Source organism: Streptomyces sp. NPDC025784, assembly GCF_055558435.1.
In genome coordinates this window covers 186,374-207,874 of the sequence record NZ_JBVHMN010000020.1, presented here as the reverse complement: position 1 = coordinate 207,874, position 21,501 = coordinate 186,374, and the positions used below count along the sequence as shown (strand labels likewise).

Genomic DNA, 21,501 nt, shown 5'->3' with positions numbered 1-21,501 from the left:
CCGTCAAGAGGGTGTCTAAATCGGTCGTCACAACCCGATGTTGGACACCCTCCCTCCGTTCGTGAACCCCGCAATTGGAACTACTCGTCTAGGGGTGTCGCCCGGAGCGGCCCGGGCGCGCGGGACCCGGCCCGGGAGCACCTGGTGGGGCACCGGGCCCGTCCGCCCGGGCACCCGCCTTCCGGGGGTGGATCCGGCCACCGCACTTCCCTCCAGTCCGACCAGTCGGTACGTTCAGCGGACCCGGGGTTCGTCCGGGGACGCCCGCGCTCGCACGACGGAGGTCCCATGTCCCAGCACCCGTCCGACGCCCAAGGCCACTGCGACGAGCGATTCGCGGCGGTCCGCGCCGCGTTCGAGGAGAACTTCCGGGACCGCGAGGAACTGGGCGCGGCCGTGGCGGTCACGCTGCACGGGGAGACGGTGGTCGACCTGTGGGGCGGCTGGGCCGACGCGGCGCGCACCCGCCCCTGGGAACGGGACACCCTGGTGAACGTGTGGTCGACGTCGAAGGGGCCGACGGCCCTGTGCGCCCACATCCTGGCCGACCGGGGACTGCTCGACCTCGACGCCCCCGTGGCCGGGTACTGGCCGGAGTTCGCGGCGGCCGGCAAGGAGAACGTCCTCGTACGACATCTGCTGTCGCACCGGGCGGGACTGTCCGGACTGCGCGAGCCGCACTCGTTCGCCCAGTTGTGCGACTGGGAGTTGACCGTGCAGCGGCTGGCCGCCCAGGAGCCCTGGTGGGAGCCGGGAACGCGGTCCGGCTACCACGCGCTCACCTTCGGCCATCTGGTCGGCGAGGTGGTGCGGCGGGTCTCTGGGCTGCTGCCGGGCGCGTTCCTGGAGCACGAGGTGACCGGTCCGCTCGGCATCGACTTCACCATCGGGCTGCCGGAGAAGGACGCGGAGCGGGCGGCCGAGCTGGTGCACCCGCCGGCCGCCACGTCCAGCGAACAGGCCGCCGTGTTCGCCCAGTTGGCGCCCGCCGCACTGGCCGCGCTGACGAATCCGGCGGTCGGCGCCGGGGAGGCCAACACGGCCCGGTGGCGAGCGGCCGAGATCCCCGCGGCCAACGGCCACGGCACGGCACGCGCGGTGGCCGCGCTGTACGGGATCTTCGCCGGCCGGGGCGCGTACGGCTCCCGGCAGCTGCTGTCGCCACAGGCCGCCGAGCGGGTGCGCGAAGGGCAGGGCAGCTGCCGCGATCTCGTCCTGGGAGCCGGGTTCGAGGGCGAGACGGAGATCGGGCTCGGGCTGTGGCTCAGCGGGGCCAACGGCTCGTACGGGCCCAACCCGAGGGCTTTCGGTCATGACGGGTTCGGCGGCTCGTGCGGTCTCGCCGACCCGGAGGCGGGGGTGTCCCTGGGGTACGTCATGAACCGCATGGGCCCGCACATCGCCGACGACCCAAGGAAGACGGCACTCGTCGACGCGCTGTACAGCTCGCTCCGAGGGGGTCCGCGCCCGCCGGGAAGCGCGGACTGAAATCGGCCGAACTGCCCGACCGCTCTTTCCTGGTGGTTTAGACCAATGCTAGATGTGGTGGCGCAATGAGCCCGCACGGATACGCCTTGTCACCACGCAGGAGGGGCGGACATGGCCCGCACCACCCAGTCATCCGACCACGAACCGCTCTACGCCCGGATCGCCACGCAGTTGCTCGGCGAGCTGCGCGACGGAACCGTGGCACCCGGTGAACGTCTCCCGGCAGAAAGGGAGTTGGCCGCACGATTCGGCGTGAGCCGCGAGACGGTGCGGCAGGCGCTGCAGCTGCTGCGCCGCGAGGGCACGGTCTCCACGGACCGGCGCGGCAGCCACGCCACGCTGCCCGGCACCGCCGCCGAGCACATGCCCTCCCTGGACTTCCCGGTCGGGGCGCTCAACCCCGAACCGCCCACGCTCCAGCGGACCACCGTGACCTGGGAGACACCCCCGCCGGAACACGCGGAGGCCCTCGGCCTCGCTCCGCGCCGGCCGACCCTGGTCCACCGCTACGAGTCGACCGCGGCGGACGGCACGGGGCTGCGGACGGCCGTGACGTCCTTCTCCGCGGTGGCGGTCACCGAGGTCGAGGAGCTGGCCCGCTACCGGGACCGCGCCGACGGCACGGCGTCGGCGCAGCTGCGCAGGGCCTACGACTGGATGCGCAAGGCGGGGCTGACCCTGCACCACCGGGACGCGATCACCCGTCTCCCCGAGTCCGTCAGGGTCACCCGGCGCGTGCACGACCAGTACGACCGCCCCCTGGAGATCACCGACCTCGTCGTCGACGCCCGGCAGGACGCCCTGGTGTACGAGTTCACGCTCCCGGCGGCCGGCTGACCGTGCCGGGACGCCGGCCGGACGCCGCACGGAGGACCGTCCTCCGCCGGGACCGCGCCCCGGCGCGAAACCCGAGGACACCGGGGCGGCCGAGGCCGCGACCTGGTCGGATCGGTGTCCGGTACACGATGACAGTCACGTGACCGATCCCAGGAGCGCCGATCACGTCTAGCGTCGACGACGTGACCACCAACGACGCACAACGGATCGGGCGGGCCGACGCCACGGACCGCCTTCCGGTCGGCCTCCCGTCGTCGGCCACCGCCTCGGCGGCCTCCTCCGCTCCGGTACCGAGGACCCCGGCGGCGGCCCGCGGCTGATCGTCCCGGGCGGGAGGACCACGTCGCGCGGTGGCCCGATCGCCCGTCCCTCGCACAAGAAGCGGCCGCCCCTGCGCCACCGAGATCAGCGAGATCGAGGACCGGGGGCACGCGCCGCGACCATCGACCACGGCCGGCCGGCAGCAGCCGACACGGCGCCGGACGTCGTCCGCCGCTCCGTGTGACCGGCTGCGCGCGACCGTCGGCCGTACGGCGCCCGCACGCCACTTCGCACCACCACGCGCGCATCGCATCACCAGTCGAAAGGGAACACTCATGAGCACGTTCACGACGTCCGACGGCACCGACATCTTCTACAAGGACTGGGGCAGCGGGCAGCCCGTCGTCTTCAGCCACGGCTGGCCGCTGAACGCGGACGCGTGGGACGGTCAGATGCGGCTCGTCGCGGAGAACGGCTTCCGCGCCGTCGCCCACGACCGCCGCGGGCACGGCCGCTCCGCGCAGCCGTGGCAGGACAACCACATGGACCAGTACGCCGACGACCTGGCCGAACTGATCGAGAAGCTGGACCTCACCGACGTGATCCTGGTGGGGCACTCGACCGGCGGCGGCGAGGTCGCCCGCTACATCGGCCGGCACGGCAGCGCGCGGGTGGCCAAGGCGGTGCTGCTGGGCGCCGTTCCGCCGCTGATGCTGAAGACGGACGCGAATCCGGAGGGCACTCCCCTGGACGCCTTCGACGGGATCAGGGCCGGTGTGGCGGCGGACCGTTCGCAGTTCTACCAGGAGCTGAGCGTGCCGTTCTTCGGCGCCAACCGTGAGGGTTCGGCCGTGTCGCAGGGCAAGCGCGACGAGTTCTGGCTGCAGAGCATGCAGGCCGGTCTGAAGGCGGCGTACGACTGCATCCGGCAGTTCTCCGAGACCGACTTCACCGAGGACCTGGCCCGCATCGACGTGCCGACGCTCGTCGCGCACGGCGACGACGACCAGATCGTGCCGATCGCGGCCGCCGCGCTGAAGACGGCCCAGCTGGTCAAGGACGCGACGCTCAAGGTGTACCCGGGCGCGCCGCACGGCCTGGTGGGCGAGTTCGAGCAGGCCTTCAACGCCGACCTGCTGGAGTTCATCCGCGGCTGACCGGACACGCGCCGCCGTGACGGCAGCGCCCCGGGTCCCGTCTTCCCGTACGGCAGGCCGGGTTCCCGGATCGGCTGCGTCAGGCCCGGGTCCCCGGATCGTTCCGGGGGCCCGGGCCTCCTCGGGTGGCGGCGCCGAGGCGGGGCGTATCCCTCAGGCGTTGCGGGCGGGTGCCGTGCGCCGCGTCCACGCCGAGAGGGCGAGCGCCACGGCCGCTCCGGCCAGGAGCACCGCCACGACGACCCACACCGTGGAGCCGACGGCGTCGGTGAAGGCGGCACGCGGATCGCGGACCTGGGTGACCCGGTCCTCGAAGCGCGAGGTCATGAGCGTGCCGAGGACACTGGTGCCGAGGACGGCACCGATCTGGCGGGCCGCGTTCACGGTGCCGCCCGCCTCACCCTCGCGTCCGCGCGGCACATGGCCTACCGCGAGCGCGGTGGACGGCGCGTTGGCGAGGCCGCTGCCCAGTCCGAACAGGACGAAGGCGGCCACGTATCCGGTGAACGAGGTGCCGGGTCCGACCTGCGCGAAGAGCGCGGCTCCGGCGGCCGCGAACAGCAGCCCCGCGGTGATCAGGGTGCGTGGGCCCAGACGCCGTACGAGCACGCCCGCGAGGACGGAGGCGGCGATGAACGTGCCGAACTGTGCGAGGAGTTGGGCGCCGACCTCCAGGGCGCTCAGTCCCCGGACCCGCTGCAGCCACAGCACCTGGAGGAGCGAGAGGCCGACGAAGCCGAACAGCACGGTCGCGGCGAGCACCAGCGAGGCGCCGTAGGAGGGGTCGCGCAGCAGCCGCAGGTCGACCATGGGCGCCGCGCGCCGCAGCTCGATCAGGACGAACGCGGCGAGCAGCGCCACCGAGGCGGCGACGGCCGCGACCGCGCGCGCCGAGCCGTAACCGTGGTGCCCGCCGTCGATGAGCCAGAAGACCATCAGTCCCAGCCCGGCCATGGCCGTCACCTGGCCCGGCCAGTCCAGGCGCTGGGACGGGTTCCGGGACTCCGGGACGAACCGCAGGGCGACCACGGCGGCGAGGACGGCGACCGCCGCGTTCAGCCAGAACGCGCTGTGCCAGGTCCACCAGCGCAGGGCGAGGCCGGCCGTGACGGGGCCGATCGCCAGACCGAGTCCCGAGGTGGCGGCCCACGCGGCGATCGCGCCCGCCCGGCGCTTGGGGTCGGGGACCGCGTGGGTGACGAGCGCGAGCGAGCTGGGCGTGATGAGGGCGCCGCCCAGGCCCGCGACCGCCTGCCCGGCGAGCACGGTGGCCAGGTTGCCTGCGAGGACCAGGACGACCCCGCCGACCGCCATGGTGACGGCTCCGGCGAGGAAGACGCTCCGCCGGCCCCACCGGTCGGCGAGCGCTCCGGCGCCCAGCACGCAGGCGGCCACCACGAGCGTGTACGTGCTGGGCACCCAGACGAGGTCGGCCGGGCCGAGGCCCAGGTCGTCCTGCACCGCGCTGAGGGTGCCGATGGTCTGTGTGGTCTGGAGGAAGACGGTGAACAGGCCGAGGCAGGCGGCGACGAGGACCGGCAGGGGGTTCGCACCGGGAGCCGTGCGCGGCGCGGTCGCCGCGGCGCGCAGATCAGATGCCATCGTGCACCCCGAAATGCGTGGTCGGCGCGTACACGGGGGCGTCGGCCGCGGCCCCCTCCCGTACCGCGCGCGGCGCCGTCGCAGCGACGTGTCCGCCACGCGCGCCTTGCCGCGTCCTCCAGTGGGGGTCGATGGCGGCAACGGCCTCGTCCGGCGCGGGTGCGCCGACGGACAGGGGGATCTTCATCGCGTTTCCTCGCACGGTCGGTCCTGACGACGGGCATGAGATAGTTAGTTTGAAAAACAGACTTACTGTAGCCCACTGGGTTTGAAAAACAAACGCACTCAAGGGCATGCTTCGGCCACGACAGGCGGACCCGAGGGGTCAGAGCGAGGCCACGTCCGGGGTCCGGATCGCCACCACCATGCGGCACCGCGGGCTGCCGTCGGGCCGTGTGCCGAACTCGGGCAGCGCGTGAAGCTCCACGTCGAATCCGGCCGAGACCAGCTCCCGCCGCACCTCACCCAGGCGGAAGGACCGGTAGTACATGACGAACGGCGGACGCCACAAGGCGTTGCGCACCCGCATCACCGCGTCGAAGCCGAGCAGGGCCCAGAACCAGGGCGAGCTCGGACGGGGCGGAGCCATGACGGGGAACGCGAAGCGCCCGCCGGGCCGCAGCACCGAGTGCACCCCGGAGAACAGCCCCGGAAGCTCCCGTGGCAGGAAGTGCCCGAACGCCCCGAAGCTCACGACCAGGTCGAACGCGCGGCCGAAGGGCAGCGCGCGAGCGTCGCCCCGCACCCAGGCCATGGACGGCTGCCCGCCGGCCCGGTGCCCCGCGCGCCCGACGGACAGCATCCCCGCACTGATGTCGATGCCGGTGACCGAGTCCCGGCACAGCCTCCGCAGGACGTCCATGCCCGCGCCGGTTCCGCAGCACAGGTCGAGGCCCGCCCGGAAGGGCCCCATGGGTCGCAGCGCCTGCCCGACCGCGTCGAGAATCGAGTCCGGCGTCCGGAAGGGCGTGTGGTCGAACTTGGGCGCGAGCAGGTCGTAGCCGTGCTCGACGGAGGACAGGGCCTGGACGGCGAGTTCGCGGAGGCTTGGACCTTGCGGGGTGAACATCGCCTTCAGCTTAGGGGCAGCGCGCGCCGTGCGGGCTGATCTATGGTCGCCGGCATGACTTCGTTCCGTCCTGCCCCCGCATGGCTGGCCGACGCCGTCTTCTACCAGATCTACCCGCAGTCGTTCGCCGACTCGAACGGCGACGGCATCGGCGACTTCGGCGGTGTCGCCGAGCGCCTCGACCACCTCGCGTGGCTGGGCGTGAACACCGTGTGGCTCAACCCGTGCTTCGCCTCGCCGTTCCGGGACGCCGGATACGACGTCTCCGACTACCTGAACACCGCCCCTCGTTACGGCACGAACGACGACCTCGCCGAGCTGGTCGACGAGGCACGCCGCCTCGGCATCCGGGTCCTGCTGGACCTCGTCGCGGGCCACACCTCCGACGAGCACCCGTGGTTCGAGGCAGCCGCGGACGATCCGGCCGACGACCGCTACATCTGGACGCCCGACGGGCTCCCCGACGGCTTCGTGGCCTCTCCCGGGACCCGGCCGGGCGCCTATCTGCCGAACTTCTTCGCCTGCCAGCCCGCCCTCAACTTCGGCTACGCGCGCGGCAATCCGGCCGAACCCTGGCGCAGCCCGGTGGACGCCGACGGCCCCCGCGCCAACCGCGCGGCCCTGCGCGAGATCATGGACCACTGGCTGGGGCTCGGCGTGTCCGGCTTCCGGGTCGACATGGCCGCCTCGCTCGTGAAGGACGATCCGGGCAGGACCGAGACGGCCCGGATCTGGACGGAGCTGCGGCACTGGCTGGACGGCGCGCACCCGGACGCGGCGCTGCTGTCCGAGTGGGGCGAGCCGGAGGTGTCGGTGCCCGCGGGCTTCCACACCGACTTCTTCCTCCAGTTCGGCGGGCCCACCGACGGCCTGGCGCTGCGGTCGCTGTGGAGCAACTCCGAAGGCACGGTCAACGAGGCCTGGGACCCGCTCGACTGCTTCTTCGACCCGAGCGGCAAGGGCTCGCCCCGCCCGTTCGTGGAGGCCTGGCACCGGGCGGTCACCACCCTCGGCGACAGCGGGTTCATCTCCCTGCCCACCGCCAACCACGACTTCTCCCGCCTCAACTGCGGCCCCCGCACGGCCGGTCAGCTTCCCGCGGCCTTCGCCTTCCAGCTCACCTGGCCGACCCTGCCGGCCATCTACTACGGCGACGAGATCGGCATGCGCTACATCCCCGGGCTGCCCGACAAGGAGGGCAGCGTGCTGGGCCCCCGCTACAACCGCGCGGGTTCGCGTACCCCGATGCAGTGGGACGACGGCCCGAACGCCGGCTTCTCGTCCGCCCCCGCCGACATCCTCTACCTCCCGGTCGACCCTTCCCCCGCCCGCCCCACGGTCGCCGCCCAACTCGCGGACGAGACCTCGCTCCTCCACCTGGTGCGCCGCCTCGTGGCCCTCCGCGCCGGCACACCGGACCTCGGCGCCCGGAGCCAGGTGGAAGTCCTCCACCCGGGCTATCCCTTCGTGTACGCACGCGGGGACCGTCATCTCGTCGTCGTCAACCCGCAGCAGGACGCGGCCGGTTGCACCTGCACCCGCGTCCGTGGCGCCGAACCCCTGGAGTCCTCCGGCGTCCGCATCGGCGACGACGGCACCATCGACGCGCAGGGGTTCGGGTACGGCATCTACCGCCTGAACGGATAGCGGGATCCCGGCAAAGACCCGCACGACTGTCGTTCTCGACATACGCCTTGATGCCTGCTTCACTCGTGACATGGCATCAATTCGCCTGACACGACCGACACTTGAGGTCCTCAAGGTGCTGCTGGCCGCCACGCCGGACGACCCGGCGTGGGGGCTGCGGATCTGCGAGGAGGCCGATCTCGGCTCCGGCACTGTGTATCCCATTCTCGAACGGCTCGTCGACGCCGGGTGGGCGGTCCGCCGGGCCGAGACCGGCGAGCACCCCGGCCGTCCGAAGCGCTACTTCTACGAACTGACCGCCGCGGGCCGGCTCGCCACCCGCGAGGCCCGGGAGCGCAAGCCACGGCTCTTCGGGCTGCGCCCGGCCGGCAACGGGGGTGCGGCGTGAGTACGGACCGGCGGGACGACGAGCCCGTCCCCGGCGCGGGGCTCGTGGCGGTCCTCGCCCCTGTGCTGGCCGGGACGGCGGCCGTCATCTTTCTCGTCGTCGGCTACACCCTGAAGACCGTCAGCCGGAGTTCCGGGCTCTCCGCCACCCTGATCACCGACGGCTGGGTCTTCGTGGCCCTCACCGCGGCATTCGTCGTCATGGCCTCGGTCGGCCTCCTGATCACCGCTCTGCGCGCGGGCAGTGAGGCCGCGCCGGAGGCGGACACCGGGACCGCGTCCGCCGCCCGGCAGCGCGAGAGCCGCAGGGGCAACGGCACACTGGGGATCGCCTCGTTCGTGGCCGGGAGGCGCCGCACCCATCTGCGCGAGGAGTGGGCGGCCGTTCTCGCCGGGGACCCCGAGCGCGGGATCGTGCTGTCCCCGCGCACGCGGATGCGTTACGCCCTCGGCTTCCTGTGGGCGGCCGTCCGGCTGCGTGTCCGGGACCTCGCCGCTCCCCTGTGGATTCCGGTCGACCGGACGCTCGCCGTGGAGTCCCGCACGAACGGCTTCATCGCCGCGGTGGTGGGCGTCCAGGCGGTCTGGATCGTCGGCCACGGGGGCCTTCCGGCCCTCGTCACGGACGTGTGGGAGCCCTGCGCGATCGTCGGCGGCGCCCTCTACGTCCTGGTGCGCTGGCTGCGCCGTGTCCGCGGCATCGAGCTCGCCGCGGCGCCGCGGGACGACGCGCCCCCGTCCTGAGCCGGCGGGCGGGACCCGTCAGGCGCGCAGCCGCAGGAACGCGAGCCAGACGTCGGGGCCGTCCTGGCCCGGTTCGGCGGAGTCCTCCCGCAGGAAGGGGGCGGGCGTCCCCGGGCGAGTGCGGCGCGCAGGGAGCAGGCGCCCGGCCAGGGCTCTGAGGAAGTGGGGCGGCGCCGCCGTCGCGGTGACGGCGGACGTGTCGGCGGGCGCGCCGTCGGTGGCGGGCAGGAAGCCGGCCGGAGTAGTGGTGGTGGTCGCCGCGGTGGTCATCGGGTCCTCCGTCGTCGTCATCGGGTGCTGTCACCCCACCGACGAACGGCGCCTACGCCGATCGACACTCCGCGAGCCGCTTCGTCAAGAAGCGCCGCTCGGCGTCGTTCTCCACCAGGTCCAGCGCCCTGGCGTAGGCGTTCGCGGCCTCGGCGCGGCGGCCCGCACGACGCAGCAGGTCCGCTCTGGCCGCGGGCAGCAGGTGGTAGTCGGCGAGCTCGCCCTGCTCCTCCAGCTCGCCCACCAGGGCGAGCCCTGCTTCGGGGCCCTCGGCCATGCCCACGGCCACCGCGCGGTTGAGCCGGACCACGGCGGACGGCACGAACCGCCGCAGCTCGCCGTAGAGCGCCGCGATGTCGGCCCAGTCCGTTTCCTCGGCGGTGGCCGCCGTGGTGTGGCAGGCGGCGACGGCGGCCTGGATCTGGTAGGCGCCCGGACACCCGCGGCGCAGCGCGGACTCCAGCAGGGCCGCGCCCTCGTCGACCGCCGCCCGGTCCCAGGCCGACCGGTCCTGGTCCTCCAGCGTCACCAGGTCGCCCGCCGCGTCGACGCGTGTGTCCCGCCGCGCGTCGTGCAGCAGCAACAGCGCGAGCAGACCCAGCACTTCGGGCTCGTCGGGCATCAGCCGGGCCAGTACGCGGGCCAGCCGGATCGCCTCCGCGCAGAGGTCCCTGCGCACCAGGTCCTCGCCTGCGCCGGCGACGTACCCCTCGTTGAAGAGCAGGTAGAGCACGCCGAGAACGCCGGTGATGCGTTCGGGCAGAAGGTGCGCGGGCGGCACGCGGTAGGGGATGCCCGCGTTGCGGATCTTCCGTTTGGCGCGGACCAGGCGCTGCGCCATCGTCGCTTCGGGCACGAGGAAGGCGCGGGCGATCTCGGGCGTGGTCAGTCCCGCGAGGGTGCGCAGGGTCAGCGCCACCCGGGCCTCGATGGGCAGCGCCGGGTGGCAGCAGGTGAAGATCAGCCGCAGCCGGTCGTCGCCGACTTCGCTCGGGTCCTCGAACTCCGGGTCGTAGGGCCCGTCGTCGCGTGCCAGCACGGCCACCTCCCGCAGCTTCCGTGCCCCGGTCGCCTCCCGGCGCAGCACGTCCAGGGCGCGGTGGCGTGCGGTCGTGGTGAGCCAGGCGCCGGGGCGGCGCGGCACGCCGTCGCGCCGCCACCGGTCGAGGGCCTGGGCGAAGGCGTCCTGGGCGCATTCCTCGGCGAGGTCCCAGTCGCCGGTCACCCGGATCAGGGTGGCGACGACCTGGCCCCACTCCTCGCGGAAGGCGTCCGCGACCGCCCTCTCGACGTCTCGCGCCCGCGGGTTCGTGCTCACTCCCAGACCGGCCGCACTTCGACCGAGCCGCCGTCCAGCGCGGCCGGGTGCCGGGAGGCGAGCGCGATCGCCTCGTCGAGGTCGGCGGCCTCGACGATGTCGAAGCCCGCGACGTACTGCTCGGACCGGGTGAACGGCCCGTCGTCGAGCAGCACTTCGTCGCCGCGGACGCGGACGGTGGTGGCGTCGGCGGGCGGTCGCAGGCGCGCCCCGCTGCGTGGGACGCCGTGCCCGCGCACCTCGTCGGCGTAGGAGGCGAAGCGGGGGTCGCGGGCGGCCTCGGCGGGGCCCTGTTCCTCGCCGTCGACGGGCGTGCAGGCGAACAGCACGTACTTCACGGCCGGCCCTGGGTGACCGGGGAATCGAACGGGACCGAGGTGTGCTGGTGGACGATCTGCCAGCGGTCGCCGGCCGCGCGGTAGCCGGTGGTGACGCGCGCGGTGGTGTCCAGCCTGTCGCCGGTGACCAGTTCGGCGCGCATCCGCACGAGGGCGTGGCTGAAGGCGATGCTCTCGTCGACCCGGACCCGGAAGTCGAGCACCTCGCGCTCCACCGGCCCGGCCAGCGTCGCGAACCAGAGTTCCTCGGCCTTGCGCAGAGCCTCGGTCCCGCGCTGTTCCAGTCCGGACACGGGGTGGAAGACCTCGACGTCCGGCGCGTAGCAGGCCATGGCCCGGTCGAAGTCCCGCTCGCGCGCGGCGGCGGTGAGTTCCGCGTCGAGCCGCCGGATCTCGCCCTCGGCGTCCTCGTCCTCCCAGAAGGCGCGGACCTCCATGGCGCCGATCGTCGCCACGGGGTGCCTGGCGGCGGCCTCGACCGCCTCGTCCAGGCTGTCGCACTCGAGGATGTCGTATCCGGCGACGTACTCCTTGGTCTCGGCGAACGGCCCGTCGGTGCGCAGGACTTCGCCGTCGCGGACGCGTACGGTGACCGCTTCGGCGGGCAGGGTCAGCCGGTGGCCGTGCAGCCGTACGCCGCGCTCGGCGCCCAGTTCCTCCACCCAGGGTTCGACGGGTGCCATGTCGGACGCGTCGGCGGTGTCGTCGCCGCAGACCAGCAGCATGTACTTCATGGTTCCTCCCGGTGTTCGTGAGCTTCCTGCGTCCCACCGACGAACGGGAACGCGCCGCATCGACAACGTCCGCGCGACAACTTTGCCGACCTCGCGTCGTGAGCCCCGCGCCGGCCCTCTCGCCCGGGCCGCTTCGGCGGTCCTGGGGTTCACACCGTGCTCGACGGTCACGCCGTGGTGGAGGGTGGTTCGAACCGCACCGGCAGCTCTCGCACGCTGTTGCCCACGAAGCTCGCGTGACGGGAGAGTTCGTCCTCCCGGAGGGCGAGGTCGAGACCGGGGAAGCGGGCGAACAGCCGCTCCAGCGCGATGGTCGCCTCCATGCGCGCGAGCGGGGCGCCGAGGCAGTAGTGGGCGCCGTGCCCGAGGGAGAGGTGCCGGGCGGCGTCCGCGCGTCGGGGACGGGTGACGTCGAACCGGTCGGCGTCCGGTCCGTGCGCGTCGTGGTCGCGCCCGGCGGCCGAGTATCCGGCGAGGACCGGGGTGCCCGCGGGGATCACGGTGCCGTCGAGCGTCATGTCCCGCACGGGGTACCGGAAGGGGAAGTAGCTGACGGGGGCGTCCCAGCGGAGGGTCTCCTCGACGACGTCGGCCCAGCCCGCCCCGCCGCGTGCCACCAGGTCCAGTTGGTCGCGGTGTCCGCACAACGCCCGTACGGCGTTGGTGATGAGGTTCAGTGTGGTCTCGTGCCCGGCGATGATCATCAGGACCAGGGTGCCGATGAGTTCCTCGTGACCGAGCCGGTCCCCCTCCTCGTCCCGGGCGGCGATGAGTGCGCTGGTGAGGTCGTCGCCCGGCCGCTGGGCGCGCGACTCGGCCACCGAGGCCAGTACGCCGACCAGTTCACGGTTCGCGGCCAGGGCCTGCTCGGGTGCGATGTCGGTGGCGACCACCTGGTTCGACAGATGGTGCAGCCGGTCCCGGTACTCGGCGTCGACACCGAGCAGTTCGCCGATGACTCCCATCGGCAGCGGCAGCGCGAAGTGCCGACGCAGATCGGCGACTCCCCCACCGTCGCGGGCCGCGCGCTCCAGGTCGTCGAGCAGTCCCTCCGTCAACTCCTCGATCCAGGGGCGCATGCGCTCCACACGACGGGCGGTGAAGGCCTTGCTGACCAGTGACCGCAGCCGCCGGTGGTCGTCGCCGTCGGCCGTCGTCATCCCCCGCACGGTGGCGAAGGTCGTCAGCGGCCACCCGGGGGTGATGCGGCCCTCGCGCAGTGCCGTGAAGTGCCGGGCTCCCTTGGCGACGTCGGGGTGCGCGAGGAACTCCTTGAGCGCGTCGTGCCCGAGCACGGCCATGCCCTCCACGTCTCCGGGCAGCACGACCGGCGCGACGCCGCCCCGCGCGAGGAGCCGCGCGTTGTCGGCGTGCGGGCAACCGCCCGCGGGATCCAGACGATGGGGCGTGCCGGACGAGGTGTCCACCGGATTCTCCTTGTGAGACGTCGAGTTGGAGGCCGTTCGGCGCCGCCGGGGCGGCACGGTCCTCGATTCTGCCTGCTCACAGCAGTGTGCGCAGCCGCTCCGCGAAGCCCTGGGGATGGGTGAGGTTGCCGTTGTGGCCGCCGGGGAAGTGGACGAGCTCCGCGCCGAGTCCGGCCGCCAGTTCTTCCGCGCACCGGTAGTCGAACACGGCCCGCGGGGTGCTGCGTCCGGCGGCGGGCACGATGCGGACCGGGCCCGCCGCGAGCGCGCGGATCTCGTGCGGGTGGAGCTCGGCCCGGGTCATCGTGGGTGCGTCGTACGCGACGAAGAAGGTGAAGTTCGGCTCGCGGGACGCGTCCAACGGGGCGGTCCTGACGCCCGGTTCGGTCTCCTGCCGGGCGGGGTCGATGCCGAGGATCTCACCGATTCTGCGCACTCCGGCGATCCAGCCGTCACGGCGGAAGACGGTGCACATGTCGTCCAGTTCCCTTTGCGCGCACAGGCGTTCGTCCTCGGGCAGCAGGCCCGGTATGGCCGGCTCGTGCGCGACGAGAACGCTCAGTCGGCCGGGATGCCGCTGTGCGAGGCGCAGCCCGATCACGGCGCCCATGCTGCAGCCGAGCATGAGCGCGGGCTCGTCGGCCAGTTCGGCCAGCAGCCGGTTCACGTCGTCGACGTGCTCGTCGAGCGTGGCTCCGCGGGCCGGATCGTCGATGACGCTGCGGGACAGCCCCCGGCGGTCGTAGGTGACGACGGTGTAGGTGTCGACGAGGTGGCCGACCATGGCGTCGCTGCGGTCGGCGTCACCCTCCCCGCTCTGCGAGACGAGCAACAGCGGCCCCTCGCCGCGCACTTGGTAGTGCAGCGTGGCACCGGGGACCTGAAGCTTTCCGGACGTGGCGTTCATGGCGGGCTCCTGTCGGGGTGGGTGCGTCTTCGTTCCGTGGCGCTCCCCCAAGCTAATCCATCATTCCTGATGCATCAAGTTTGATGGATCTATTTTGATGCATCACTCCTGATGTAACCTGGCGGTCATGAACGGAGCGGAACTCTTCCTCCTGGGCCGGACCTTGATGAAGATCGGCGAGGAGGCCATCCCCACCGAGGGGGCCGGCCGACGGTCCACGAGCACCCGGTCCATGCTGATCGTGATGCTCGACGTGTACGCCCACCCGGACACGACGGTCGGCGAGGTCGCCGCGCGCACGGGGCTGCCCCAGAGCGCCGTGTCCGCGTGCGTCGCGCGGCTCAAGGAGGCGGGATCGGTGCTCACGACGACCGACCCGGCCGACCGCCGGCGCTCACTGCTGCGGCAGAACCCGGAGATCACCGGCCGCCGGGCCGAGGTCGCGGCGGCCCCGGTCGACGAGGCGCTCGGCGCCGCGCTCGGCACCGACGACCCCGCGGCCGTCGCGGAGACGGTCGCCCTCCTGGAACAACTGGCGGAACGCCTGTCGCCCAAGGTGCTCGGACGCCTGCGCTGAGACGGCGCCCCGGCCCGCGCCCGCGGGCCACCGGCCCACCCGACGTCCGGCACCGCCTTGCCCCGCAGCCGATGGCTGCCCGACGCGGCGCCGAGCTCCTCCGCGATCGGCCCGTCAGGTCTGCCCCGTCCTACCGCGATTCGACGGTCCTGGGGACCGGGCCGCCCGAGGTCCGGCCGACGGGCAGGGACGTCTCGCGACCCGAGGGCCGGCCGACCTCCGGAGTGTGCGCCCGGCGCCATTGGTGCCTGGACGGCGAGGAGTTGACCTTCCGTCGACCGTGCCGTGCGCGCACGGAAGACAGCCCTTCCCCCTGTCGACGACTCGCCGTACACGAACTCCCGCCGTTCCGGCGTTCTTCCCGCCGAACCCCGGCGCTACGGGCCCCGCGCACCGCGTCCCGACCGCACCGGCGTGAGGCGTGGTACTCTCCGAAACAGCACCGATGTGCGATCCCCTTCGGATCGCCGGTGTCAGTTTCTCCTTCTCCGCTGTCGCGCCCGTCGGCGAACGACCGGCCGATCAGCTTCTCGGCACCACCTCCTGAAAGCGGTCACGGGCTGTTTCCGTCCCGCCGCCTGCGAGGTGATGTTCCCGCCGCGCCGAGGCGCGCCGTCACCGGCCCTCGGCCTTCCTCCGCGGCCTCTCCCCCCTTCCCCGCATGTCCCATGCACCTCGTCCGTGAAAGGACCTCGCATGACCACCACACTCGAACGCCCCCCTGTGCAGCAGCCCCGGCCGCAGGCCGTCACCGGTGTCCTCGACATCGACGGCAGCGGGAAGGGGCACCTGCGCGCCATGGACTGCCTGCCCTCGAACACCGACCTCCAGGTCTCCCCCGCCCTCATCAGCCGTCACGGCCTGCGCAGGGGTGACACGATCGAAGGCGTACGCGGCGCGGCCCGCGCGCTCGCCGAGGTCGAGCGCGTCAACGGCCGTACGCCCCAGGAGCTGCGCCGCCGCCCCCACTTCCGCGACCTCACCCCGCTGCACCCGCGCGACCGGCTCCGTCTGGAACACCCGGCGAGCGGCCTGGCCGGACGCGTCATGGACCTCGTCGCACCGGTCGGCAAGGGCCAGCGCGGCCTGATCGTCGCGCCGCCCAAGACCGGCAAGACCGTGCTGCTCCAGCAGCTCGCCGCGGCGATCGCCGGCAACCATCCCGAATGCCGGCTGATGGTGCTGCTTCTCGACGAGCGCCCCGAGGAGGTGACCGACATGCGGCGCTCGGTCCGCGGCGAGGTCTACGCCTCCACCTTCGACAAGAACCCCAAGCAGCACATCGCGCTCGCCGAACTCGTGATGGAACGCGCCAAGCGGCTGGTCGAGCAGGGCGAGGACGTCGTCCTCCTGATGGACTCCCTCACCCGGCTGTGCCGGGCGCACAACAATGCCGCCGCCTCCGGTGGCCGCACCCTCAGCGGCGGCGTCGACGCGGCCGCCGTGCTCGGCCCCAAGCGGTTCTTCGGCGCGGCACGCCTCGCCGAGGAGGGCGGCTCGCTCACCGTCCTCGCCACCGCCCTGGTGGACACCGGCTCCCGCGCCGACGGCTACTTCTTCGAGGAGCTCAAGAGCACCGGCAACATGGAACTCCGCCTGGACCGCGAGCCGGCGTCCCGGCGTGTCTTCCCGGCGGTCGACATCACCCCGTCCGGCACCCGCCGCGAGGAACTCCTCGTTCCCGCCGCCGAATTGGCGGCCGTACGCGGCCTGCGCCGCGCCCTGGCCACACGCGACGGCCAGGCCGGGCTCGAAACCCTCCTGGAACGGCTGCGGGCCACCCCGGACAACGCGGCCTTCCTGCGGCGGGTCCAGCCGACCCTGCCCTCCTGACCTTCCCCGCGTGTGCCATCCGGGTACTCGCTGCCGCCGTTCGGGCCTGGCGTCCGGGCCCAGGGCCGCTCGGTTCCTACGTTGATCAGTATGACCATCGGATTCTCACCCCGGCTCGCCGCCTCGCGGGCCGCCGCCTGCCGCGCCGCCGTCTCCTGCTCCGTCGTCTGCGTGGTCGGAGCCCTGGCCCTCGCGCCGAGTCCGGCAGAGGCCCGGATCGGCACGGACCCGGGCGCGGCCCGGCCGACGGCGTCGCCACCGCCCCTGTACCGGTCCGGGACACACGTGCGGCCACACGCAGGTGCCCCCGAGGTCCCCGAGGACGTCTCCGCGCTGTCGTGGCTGGTGGCCGACGCCCGCACCGGCGACGTGCTCGCCGCGCACAACGCCCACCGCAGGCTGCCGCCCGCCAGCACCCTCAAGACGCTGTTCGCCCTCACCGTCATGCCGGCGCTGCCCAGCGGCATCCGGCACACCGTGAAGGAGGCGGAACTGGCGGACGTCGGCGAGGGCAGCAGCCTGGTGGGCGTCGACGCCGGCCACACGTACAAGGTGGCCGACCTGTGGCGCGGCGTCTTCCTCAACTCCGGGAACGACGCCGTGCACGTGCTGGCCTCGATGACCGGTGGATGGCGGGCGACGGCGGCCCGGATGCAGGCCAAGGCCAAGGCCCTCGGCGCGCTCGACACCCGTGTCGTCTCCCCCGACGGGTACGACGCGCCGGGCCAGGTCTCCTCCGCCTACGACCTCGCTGTCTTCGGACGGGCCGGACTGCGCAACGCGGACTTCGCGCGGTACTGCTCCACCGCGCAGGCCATGTTCCCCGGGGACGGCTACCCGTACCGGATCGAGAACACGAACCGCCTGCTGACCGGGGCCGACGGGGTCGACCCGTACCCGGGCCTCATCGGCATCAAGAACGGCTACACCTCCAACGCGGGCAACACCCTCATCGCCGCCGCGCGGCACGGCGAGCGCACCCTCATCGTCACCGTGATGAACCCTCAGGAAGGCGACGGGTTCGCCGTGTACGAGGAGGCGCGCTCGCTGCTCGACTGGGGGTTCAAGGCGTCCGGGCACGTCGAACCGGTGGGTTCGCTGATCGACACCCGGGGTGTGCCCGCGGCGGGACCCTCCGCACGGCCGGCCGCCCCGGCGTCGCCGCAGGACGACGGGACGAGCTGGCCGGACGCCGCGGGGATCGCCGGCGCTGCCGGGCTCGGTGCCGGGGGCGTGGCCCTGGCCCTGCGTCTCAAGGCAGCCCGTTCGGCCCGCGGCTGACCGACGGGCAGCCACAGCAGCAGCCCGAGGGTGATCCACGTGTACGTGTTGCTGCCGAGGAACCCGTCGAGACCAGAGGCGTCGTCGAACCACAGCCACACCATGCTGCTGCACAGCACCGCGTAGAGCGCACCCGCGACACGCAGGCGGCGCCGGTGTAGCAGCACGGCGAAGGACGGGAGCAGCCAGACGAGATGGTGCACCCAGGTGATCGGGCTGACGAGGCACGCGGTGAGCCCGGTGAGAGCGAACGCGGCCGTCCAGTCGCTCCCGGCCAGGGCCCGGGTGGTCCGCCACGCCCATACGCACATCACCAGCAGGGCGACGATCGCCCAGACGGCCCTGCTCGGCTCGTCCGGCGCGGCGAGGCGGGCCAGGACGCCCTGCAACGACTGGTTGGAGACATAGCCGAGACGGCCGATGCGATCGGTGTCCCACAGCGCGTCGGTCCAGTAGAAGCGCGAGGCGTCCGGTGCGATCCAGGCCGCCAGGGCGGTGGCCGCCGCGGCGACCGCCGTGGCCACCCCGGCCGCGCGCGGGCGGCGGGCGAGCAGGAGCAGGCCGATGAAGAGTGCGGGAGTGAGCTTGACCGCCGCGGCCAGACCGGTGCCGACGCCCGCCCGGCGGCCCCGGCCGGTGGACAGCAGCCAGGCGTCGCTCAGCACGAGGGCGAGGAGCAGGAGATTGACCTGGCCGAAGCTGAACGTGTCGCGGACCGGTTCGAACAGGGCCAGCAGGCAGGCCGCCACGGCGAAGCCGAACCAGCCGTAGCGGCGCAGCGCGGGTCCGACCAGCACCCACACCACGAAGGCCAGCGCCGCCAGGTTGAGGGCCAGGCCCACGACGATCGCGGTGGGCAGCCCCACCAGCGCCATCGGCAGCATGCCGACCGCGGCGAACGGCGGGTAGGTGAAGCCGTACGCCGTCCCCGGCACCCGGTAGTCGTAGATCCGGCCGCCGTGGTGGACCCAGGTGTCGACCGTCCCGTAGTAGACGCGCAGGTCGAACCAGCCGCGCAGGAGCGGCACCGTGGCGGTGAACACGCCGACGGCGACGGCGAGTGCGAGCAGGCACAGCAGCCGCCCGCGGTCGGTGACCGGTGCTCTCATGCCGTCCGCTCCAGTATCGGTGTCCTTGCCTGCGTCGCCTGGTGTGCGTGCCAGAGCACCACCAGGGCGAGTGCGCCGCCGGAGAAGGCCAGGACGACCTGGGCGGTGTCGGGCGGGCCCCCGCTCGGCAGCACCGCCAGCGCCAGCACCGCGCTGGCGGCCGCCACCCGCGAGCGCACCGAACCGTCCGGTGCCGCCGCGGAGATGAGGAACAGGCCCCACAGCGCGTACCAGGGCCGCACGGCCGGCCCGAACACGGCCACCGCCGCCAGGCTCAGCCCCAGCGCGTAGACCGGGCCGGGGCGCAGCCGCAGCCATATGAACAGCACCACCAGCACGGTCACCGCGAGGCCGGCCGCGTGCCAGAGGGGCAGCGCGAGCGGGGCGAGGCCGCTCCCCAGTTGCTGCAGCACGGCCCCGGTGGCGCGGCCGAGGACGCTGGTGAGCGCCCAGTTGTGCGGGGAGACGGGGGTCTTCAGTGCCGCTATCCAGCCGTAGCCCGTACCGGCCACCGCGGTCGCCGCCACCGTCGTGGCCAGGGCGACGACTGCCGTGGTCGACGTCGACCGTGCCACGCCCCGCCGTCCGCGCAGCGCGACGACGGCCAGCAGGCCGAGGGCCGCGGGAGCCTTCACCAGCGCCGCCAGGGTGACCAGGACGACACCGAGGACGTGCCACCGGCCGCGGGCGGCGACCAGCCCCATGCCGAGCAGGCCGAGCATGATGGCGTCGTTGTGCGCACCGGCCACCAGGTGGAGCAGGACGAGCGGGTTGAGCGCCCCCAGCCAGAGCGCCGCGGCGGGATCGGCGCCGCTGTGCCGGGCGAGGCGGGGCAGCGCCGCCGCCATCAGGGCCACGCCGAGCAGGGCGACCAGCCGCATGCCGAGCAGCCCCGCCGGCACCTCGCCGCGGGTCAGTCCGGACAGGGCGGAGGCGACCGCGAGGAAGACCGGGCCGTACGGGGTGGTGGTCTGCTGCCACAGCGGTGCCACCTCGTCGGCGAGCGGCCCACCGAGCTGGGCGGGCCCGTGCGCGTAGACGTCGATGTGCGCGTCGACCATGGCGCCCTGCGCGAGATAGCTGTACACGTCCCTGCTGAACAGCGGTGGCGCCAGCAGCAACGGCGCCGCCCACACCGCCAGCACCAGCAGCAGGGAGCGGGGAGTCGGCGGGCGGGGACCGCGTACGACGGTACCGAGCAGCACCCAGGCGGCGATCAGCAGGACGACTCCGAAGTAGACGCCGACCAGACCGAGTACGGCACGCGCGGACTCGGGGGCGAGCAGGTCCCGCGCGCGAAGTGCCCCGGCCGTCTCACCGCCCAGCGCGAGGAAGGCGGAACCGGCCAGGCCGAGAGCCTGACAGCGGCGGAGATCGACGGGAAAAGCCATGGCCAGCACTCGGGAAGCGTGGCAACGCGAGGTGGCCGGGGAGCGACGTGACTCCTTCCGGGCGGGGGCCGGTGTGTGACCGCCGCGTGGTCGACGGACGCCGGAACCCACGCGCGGACGCCGGGCCGAGAGCCACGCGTGGTCGCCGGGGCGACGGACGTCTCAGAAGACCGAGAGCCCCGTCAGCGTCGTGAAGCGGTCCAGTGCCGCGACGCCGGCCACCGAGTTGCCCCGCTCGTCCAGACCCGGGCTCCAGACACAGAGCGTGCACCGGCCCGGCACCACCGCGATGATGCCGCCGCCGACGCCGCTCTTGCCCGGCAGGCCGACCCGGTAGGCGAAGTCGCCCGCCGCGTCGTACGTGCCGCAGGTCAGCATCACCGCGTTGACCTGTTTGGCCTGGCTGCGGGTGAGCAGCCGGGTGCCGTCGGCGCGGATGCCGTGCCGGGCGAGGAACCCGGTGGCCAGCGCGAGGTCGGCGCAGGACGCCTCGATCGAGCACTGCTGGAAGTACTGCTTCAGCAGCACCGGCACCGGGTTGTCGACGTTGCCGTAGGACGCCATGAAGTGGCCGAGGGCGGCGTTGCGGTCTCCGTGCGCGGCTTCCGAGGAGGCGACCTCCCTGTCGAAGGTGAGGTCCGCGTTGCCGCTCTCCGCGCGCAGGAAGTCGAGCAGCGCGGCGGCGGCGTCACCCGTCTGGGTCTGCAGCCGGTCCGTGACGACGAGGGCGCCCGCGTTGATGAACGGGTTGCGCGGTATGCCGTTCTCGTACTCCAGTTGGACCAGGGAGTTGAACGGATTGCCGGAGGGCTCCCGGCCGACGTGCTCCCACAGGGCGTCGCCCTCCCGGGCCAGGTCGAGCGCCAGGGTGAAGACCTTGGTGATGGACTGCGTGGAGAACGGCTGCCGCCAGTCCCCCACGCCGTACACCGTGCCGTCCAGCTCCGCGACGGCCATGCCGAAGCGGCGCGGGTCGCAGGCGGCCAGGGCCGGAATGTAGTCGGCGGGCCGGCCGCGGCCGGGGGTCCGCTCGATGTCCTCGGCGATCCGTTCCAGCACCGGCTGGAACGTCAGGGGCGAGCTCATGATCGCCATTGTGCCTCCGGTCCGGTCCAGGCGCTCTT

The 21,501-nt window shown here is 73.1% G+C and carries 21 protein-coding genes and 1 pseudogene; 10 read left to right on the top strand and 12 right to left on the bottom strand.

What is annotated here, in order from left to right; translation table 11 throughout:
* The first annotated feature begins 288 nt into the window (after nucleotides 1-288).
* The 4 genes from ACZ4IF_RS35545 (at nucleotide 289) to ACZ4IF_RS35530 (ending at nucleotide 3,743) form a co-directional block, all read left to right on the top strand.
* Complete coding sequence (locus ACZ4IF_RS35545; RefSeq protein ID WP_467570550.1) at nucleotides 289-1,488, top strand: serine hydrolase domain-containing protein; 1,200 nt, start codon at nucleotides 289-291, stop codon at nucleotides 1,486-1,488.
* A gap of 111 nt (nucleotides 1,489-1,599) precedes the next feature.
* Entirely contained in the window at nucleotides 1,600-2,325 is a 726-nt protein-coding gene (locus ACZ4IF_RS35540; RefSeq protein ID WP_467570547.1) for a GntR family transcriptional regulator, read from the top strand.
* A 182-nt stretch (nucleotides 2,326-2,507) separates the two neighbouring features.
* A complete protein-coding gene (locus ACZ4IF_RS35535) occupies nucleotides 2,508-2,645 on the top strand; it encodes a hypothetical protein (protein ID WP_467570545.1) in 138 nt (45 codons plus the stop codon).
* Nucleotides 2,646-2,921: 276 nt separating this feature from the next.
* Nucleotides 2,922-3,743 carry an alpha/beta fold hydrolase gene (locus ACZ4IF_RS35530; RefSeq protein ID WP_467570543.1) on the top strand — a complete coding sequence of 274 codons (822 nt, stop codon included), beginning with the start codon at nucleotides 2,922-2,924 and terminating at the stop codon, nucleotides 3,741-3,743.
* Between the two features lie 153 nt (nucleotides 3,744-3,896).
* Here ACZ4IF_RS35530 and ACZ4IF_RS35525 read toward each other — a convergent pair whose 3' ends face one another.
* The 3 genes from ACZ4IF_RS35525 to ACZ4IF_RS35515 all read right to left on the bottom strand — a co-directional run bounded on the left by ACZ4IF_RS35525 (nucleotide 3,897) and on the right by ACZ4IF_RS35515 (nucleotide 6,414).
* Entirely contained in the window at nucleotides 3,897-5,345 is a 1,449-nt protein-coding gene (locus tag ACZ4IF_RS35525; RefSeq protein WP_467570541.1) for an MFS transporter, read from the bottom strand.
* Nucleotides 5,335-5,532, bottom strand: coding sequence for a hypothetical protein (locus tag ACZ4IF_RS35520; protein WP_467570538.1), 198 nt, complete (start codon nucleotides 5,530-5,532; stop codon nucleotides 5,335-5,337). Before ACZ4IF_RS35520 ends, ACZ4IF_RS35525 begins: the two co-directional genes overlap by 11 nt.
* 138 nt (nucleotides 5,533-5,670) lie before the next feature.
* Nucleotides 5,671-6,414, bottom strand: a complete 744-nt coding sequence (locus ACZ4IF_RS35515) for a class I SAM-dependent methyltransferase (RefSeq protein WP_467570536.1) — start codon at nucleotides 6,412-6,414, stop codon at nucleotides 5,671-5,673.
* Between the two features lie 54 nt (nucleotides 6,415-6,468).
* Here ACZ4IF_RS35515 and ACZ4IF_RS35510 point away from each other — a divergent pair, with 54 nt between their 5' ends.
* From ACZ4IF_RS35510 to ACZ4IF_RS35500, 3 genes are all read left to right on the top strand, one after another.
* A complete protein-coding gene (locus ACZ4IF_RS35510; protein WP_467570533.1) occupies nucleotides 6,469-8,061 on the top strand; it encodes an alpha-amylase family glycosyl hydrolase in 1,593 nt (530 codons plus the stop codon).
* Nucleotides 8,062-8,131: 70 nt separating this feature from the next.
* Nucleotides 8,132-8,449: a PadR family transcriptional regulator gene (locus ACZ4IF_RS35505; protein ID WP_467570530.1), complete on the top strand. Its 318-nt coding sequence runs from the start codon at nucleotides 8,132-8,134 to the stop codon at nucleotides 8,447-8,449.
* Nucleotides 8,446-9,192, top strand: a complete 747-nt coding sequence (locus ACZ4IF_RS35500) for a hypothetical protein (RefSeq protein ID WP_467570527.1) — start codon at nucleotides 8,446-8,448, stop codon at nucleotides 9,190-9,192. Before ACZ4IF_RS35505 ends, ACZ4IF_RS35500 begins: the two co-directional genes overlap by 4 nt.
* An 18-nt stretch (nucleotides 9,193-9,210) precedes the next feature.
* On the opposite strand, the gene ACZ4IF_RS35495 is transcribed toward ACZ4IF_RS35500, so the two are convergent.
* The 6 genes from ACZ4IF_RS35495 to ACZ4IF_RS35470 form a co-directional block, all read right to left on the bottom strand.
* Nucleotides 9,211-9,483, bottom strand: a complete 273-nt coding sequence (locus tag ACZ4IF_RS35495) for a hypothetical protein (protein WP_467570524.1) — start codon at nucleotides 9,481-9,483, stop codon at nucleotides 9,211-9,213.
* Between the two features lie 31 nt (nucleotides 9,484-9,514).
* Nucleotides 9,515-10,780 (bottom strand): RNA polymerase sigma factor, encoded by a 1,266-nt coding sequence (locus tag ACZ4IF_RS35490; protein ID WP_467570522.1) that lies wholly within the window; start codon nucleotides 10,778-10,780, stop codon nucleotides 9,515-9,517.
* Nucleotides 10,777-11,118, bottom strand: a complete 342-nt coding sequence (locus ACZ4IF_RS35485) for a YciI family protein (RefSeq protein ID WP_467570519.1) — start codon at nucleotides 11,116-11,118, stop codon at nucleotides 10,777-10,779. Before ACZ4IF_RS35485 ends, ACZ4IF_RS35490 begins: the two co-directional genes overlap by 4 nt.
* Nucleotides 11,115-11,852 carry a nuclear transport factor 2 family protein gene (locus tag ACZ4IF_RS35480; protein WP_467570516.1) on the bottom strand — a complete coding sequence of 246 codons (738 nt, stop codon included), beginning with the start codon at nucleotides 11,850-11,852 and terminating at the stop codon, nucleotides 11,115-11,117. Before ACZ4IF_RS35480 ends, ACZ4IF_RS35485 begins: the two co-directional genes overlap by 4 nt.
* A gap of 167 nt (nucleotides 11,853-12,019) precedes the next feature.
* On the bottom strand, nucleotides 12,020-13,279 hold the full coding sequence (locus ACZ4IF_RS35475; RefSeq protein ID WP_467570513.1) for a cytochrome P450 family protein: 1,260 nt from the start codon (nucleotides 13,277-13,279) through the stop codon (nucleotides 12,020-12,022).
* A 76-nt stretch (nucleotides 13,280-13,355) separates the two neighbouring features.
* Nucleotides 13,356-14,186, bottom strand: a complete 831-nt coding sequence (locus tag ACZ4IF_RS35470) for an alpha/beta fold hydrolase (protein WP_467570510.1) — start codon at nucleotides 14,184-14,186, stop codon at nucleotides 13,356-13,358.
* A gap of 127 nt (nucleotides 14,187-14,313) precedes the next feature.
* Here ACZ4IF_RS35470 and ACZ4IF_RS35465 point away from each other — a divergent pair, with 127 nt between their 5' ends.
* The 3 genes and pseudogenes from ACZ4IF_RS35465 to ACZ4IF_RS35455 form a co-directional block, all read left to right on the top strand.
* Nucleotides 14,314-14,763, top strand: coding sequence for a MarR family winged helix-turn-helix transcriptional regulator (locus tag ACZ4IF_RS35465; protein WP_467570507.1), 450 nt, complete (start codon nucleotides 14,314-14,316; stop codon nucleotides 14,761-14,763).
* Between the two features lie 696 nt (nucleotides 14,764-15,459).
* Complete coding sequence (rho, locus tag ACZ4IF_RS35460; RefSeq protein ID WP_467570504.1) at nucleotides 15,460-16,596, top strand: transcription termination factor Rho; 1,137 nt, start codon at nucleotides 15,460-15,462, stop codon at nucleotides 16,594-16,596.
* A gap of 90 nt (nucleotides 16,597-16,686) precedes the next feature.
* A pseudogene (locus ACZ4IF_RS35455) lies at nucleotides 16,687-17,589 on the top strand (D-alanyl-D-alanine carboxypeptidase family protein); the annotation flags it as partial.
* A gap of 11 nt (nucleotides 17,590-17,600) precedes the next feature.
* Here the strand turns inward: ACZ4IF_RS35455 and ACZ4IF_RS35450 are convergent.
* The 3 genes from ACZ4IF_RS35450 to ACZ4IF_RS35440 form a co-directional block, all read right to left on the bottom strand.
* On the bottom strand, nucleotides 17,601-18,986 hold the full coding sequence (locus tag ACZ4IF_RS35450) for a glycosyltransferase 87 family protein (RefSeq protein ID WP_467570502.1): 1,386 nt from the start codon (nucleotides 18,984-18,986) through the stop codon (nucleotides 17,601-17,603).
* The gene (mptB, locus tag ACZ4IF_RS35445; protein WP_467570499.1) at nucleotides 18,983-20,377 is read right to left on the bottom strand and encodes a polyprenol phosphomannose-dependent alpha 1,6 mannosyltransferase MptB; all 1,395 of its coding nucleotides are present in this window, start codon (nucleotides 20,375-20,377) and stop codon (nucleotides 18,983-18,985) included. The genes ACZ4IF_RS35450 and mptB overlap by 4 nt, the downstream gene beginning before the upstream one ends.
* 162 nt (nucleotides 20,378-20,539) lie before the next feature.
* On the bottom strand, nucleotides 20,540-21,472 hold the full coding sequence (locus ACZ4IF_RS35440) for a glutaminase (protein WP_467570496.1): 933 nt from the start codon (nucleotides 21,470-21,472) through the stop codon (nucleotides 20,540-20,542).
* Nucleotides 21,473-21,501: the final 29 nt, after the last annotated feature.